Origin of the sequence: Pseudomonas nitroreducens (assembly GCF_010994165.1) — a bacterium.
Lineage (GTDB): Bacteria > Pseudomonadota > Gammaproteobacteria > Pseudomonadales > Pseudomonadaceae > Pseudomonas > Pseudomonas nitroreducens.
Map to the genome: position 1 here is coordinate 1 of NZ_WMBX01000012.1, position 1,232 is coordinate 1,232.

The 1,232-nt window shown below is 57.3% G+C and carries 1 protein-coding gene; it reads right to left on the reverse strand.

The window, feature by feature from the left end; genetic code table 11:
• Window positions 1–35: 35 nt before the first annotated feature.
• Window positions 36–1,171, reverse strand: a protein-coding gene (locus GJV37_RS29445; RefSeq protein WP_205896564.1) for an IS3 family transposase whose coding sequence is annotated in 2 segments (ribosomal slippage) — window positions 36–919 and window positions 919–1,171 — 1,137 coding nt in all. Because the reading frame shifts where the segments join, the coding sequence is not laid out codon by codon here.
• Window positions 1,172–1,232: the final 61 nt, after the last annotated feature.

A 1,232-nucleotide genomic window follows, 5' to 3' on the forward strand; every position in this document is an offset into this window, starting at 1 on the left:
TGGACTACCCCCATTTCAATAGACATTTCCCGGCCTCATAACGAGGCGCTTTCAAAGGCCTCGGGACTGACACCGCCCAAGTGGCTGTGACGGCGGGTTCGGTTGTAGAAGACCTCGATGTAGTCAAAAACATCGGCCCGAGCCATGTCTCGGGTTTTGTAGATGCGTTTGCGGATACGCTCTTTCTTCAAACTACTGAAGAAGGATTCCGCCACGGCATTATCCCAACAATTGCCGCGCCGGCTCATGCTGGGCTCCAGGTTGTTGGCAACACAGAAGCGCTTCCAGTCGTCACTACCGTATTGACTGCCCTGATCGGAGTGCACAATGACGCGTGCTTTCGGTTTGCGCCGCCAGAGCGCCATCAGCAAGGCATCCAGCGCCAGCTCGCGGGCTAACGTCGGCTTCATCGACCAGCCAACTACCTTGCGTGCGTACAGGTCGACCACCACCGCCAGATACAGCCAGCCCTGCCAAGTGCGAATGTAGGTAATGTCAGTCACCCAAGCTTTGTTGGGAGCATCGACGGTGAACTCTCGATTGAGATGATTGGGGGCAATAATCGAAGGCCGACCGGCAATTGGACGGGGTGCCTTGTAGCCGCGTAGAGCCTTGATCCTGTTGGCGCGCATCAAGCGGGCAACACGGTGCTTGCCGCAGGTTTCACCCGCTTCCCGAAGATCGCCAAAGACACGACGCGCGCCATAAACACCACGACTGGCCGCGTAAGAGCTTCGAATCAACTGGAGCAGTCGGTGATTATCCTGGTCGCGGTCGGAAACGGGCTTGTGCAGCCATTGATAGAACCCGGCCCGAGCAATCCGCAGCACTTTGCACATCGTGGTGATCGCATGCTGATGGCGATGCTCGTTCATGAAGCGGTACTTCACTCGGGCTCCCTGGCAAAGTACCGCGCGGCTTTTTTTAAGATGTCCCGCTCTTCTTCAAGGCGACGCATCTGGGCCCTCAGCCGCAGGATTTCGCTCTTGGCTTCCAACAGTTCGCTGGCCTGCTTCTCCGACTTGTCGGGGGTGACAGCCTTTACCCATTTGTAGAGGCTGTGAGTAGAGACGCCGAGGCGTGAGGCGATTTCCGCGACTGAGTATCCGCGCTCAATGACCTGCCTGACGGCTTCGGCCTTGAATTCCGGGGTGAATCTCTGGGTGCTCATAGACTTCCTCCTATGCTCAAAGCGTAGGCCGGGGATGTCTATCGTACCGGGGGTAGTCCAA